Here is a 1,736-nt window from a genome sequence, read left to right on the forward strand (position 1 = left end):
GTCGTCGAGCACGGCGCCGACGTCGTCGTGCACTCGGCCACGAAGTTCCTCGGCGGCCACGGCACCGTCATCGGCGGGGTCATCGTCGACGGCGGGACGTTCGCCTGGTCGGAGCACCCCGAGAAGTTCCCCGAGTTCAGCACGCCGGACCCCTCCTACCACGGCGCGGTGTTCTCGCAGGCGGTCGGCGACCAGCTGGCGTACATCATCAAGGCGCGGGTGCAGCTGCTGCGCGACCTCGGGGCGTCGAACTCGCCGGACACGGCGTTCGCGCTCCTCCAGGGCATCGAGACGCTGAGCCTGCGGATCGAGCGGCACGTGTCGAACGCGCAGGAGATCGCCGAGTGGCTCGACCGGCACCCGGACGTGGCCTCGGTCTCGTACGCGGGCCTGCCCACCTCCCCCTGGTACGCCGCGGCGACGAAGTACGCGCCGAAGGGCGTCGGGGCCGTGCTGTCGTTCGAGCTGAAGGGCGGCGTGGACGCGGGCAAGGCGTTCGTCGACAACCTGCAGCTGTTCTCGCACCTGGCCAACATCGGTGACGTGCGCTCGCTCGTGATCCACCCGGCGTCGACCACGCACTCGCAGCTCACGCCCGAGCAGCAGCTGACGACCGGGGTCACGCCGGGGCTCGTCCGCCTGTCGGTCGGGATCGAGAACATCGAGGACCTCCGGGCCGACCTCGAGGCCGGGCTCGCCGCGGCCCGGGCGGAGTCGGAGCGCTTGCGCGCCTAGCGCCGGGTCCGGGCGGGGCCGCGCCGTGAGCCCGCCGCGGCCGCTGCGGAACGACGCCGCCGCTGTCGAACGACAGCGGCGGCGTCGTTCGTTGCGCACGCAACGATTGCGCGCGCGGGGCGACGACATCGCCGTCGTCGCACGACGACGGCGATGTCGCACAACAGCGTCCGGCGCCGCAAACGACCGCACACCGGACGCCGCGCCACCCGCAAACGGGACACCGGACGCCGCGCCACCCGTAGACCAGAACCCGCACCGCCGCCGGCCGCGCCCGCACCGCCGCGGGCCGCACCCCGGAACGCGCGCGACCACCGCGACCACACGCCCGGGGTGACGTAACACGGCGGCGGCGACCCGCGCCTCCCGGCAGACTGGTCGGACGATGGACTGGCAGACGACCCCCGAGGACTCCGTGCCGTCCTCCCTCGTGCCCGGCGCCGAACTCGGCACCCTCGGCAAGCCACCCGTCACCGGCGCCTGGCGTCCAGGCGACCACCCCGGGAACCGTCGCTTCGAGAACACGGGAGAGCACTGGGTCCGCGGGGGACGACTGCCCGCGGTCCGGGTCGCCTACGAGACCTGGGGCACGCTCTCCCCCGAGCGGGACAACGCCGTGCTCGTGTTCCACGCACTGACCGGTGACTCGCACGTCGCCGGGAGCGCCGGCCCCGGACACCGCACCGCCGGCTGGTGGGGCGACGTCGTGGGTCCCGGGCGGGCGATCGACACGGACCGTTGGTTCGTCGTCGTGCCGAACATGCTCGGCAGCTGCCAGGGCACGACCGGGCCGTCCTCGGTCGCGCCGGACGGGGTCGAGTGGGGCTCGCGCTTCCCGTTCGTCACCGTGCGCGACCAGGTCGCAGTGCAGGCGCGGCTGGCCGACCGACTCGGCATCGAGCGCTTCGCGGGCGTCGTCGGCGGGTCGATGGGCGGGATGCACGCCCTCGAGTTCGCGATCACCCANCCGGAACGGGTCGCGCGGTTGGCCGTGCTGGCCT

The 1,736-nt window shown here is 73.8% G+C and carries 2 protein-coding genes; both read left to right on the top strand.

Annotated features, from left to right (window positions below; genetic code table 11):
* The coding region (locus I59_RS12465; protein WP_022904149.1) for a PLP-dependent transferase at window positions 1-735 on the top strand (735 nt) is incomplete at its 5' end.
* A 385-nt stretch (window positions 736-1,120) separates the two neighbouring features.
* A partial coding sequence (locus I59_RS12470) for an alpha/beta fold hydrolase (RefSeq protein ID WP_022904150.1) occupies window positions 1,121-1,736 on the top strand: 616 nt, incomplete at its 3' end.

The sequence above is a fragment of the Curtobacterium sp. B8 genome (assembly GCF_000333315.1).
Classification (GTDB): Bacteria; Actinomycetota; Actinomycetes; order Actinomycetales; family Microbacteriaceae; genus Curtobacterium; species Curtobacterium luteum.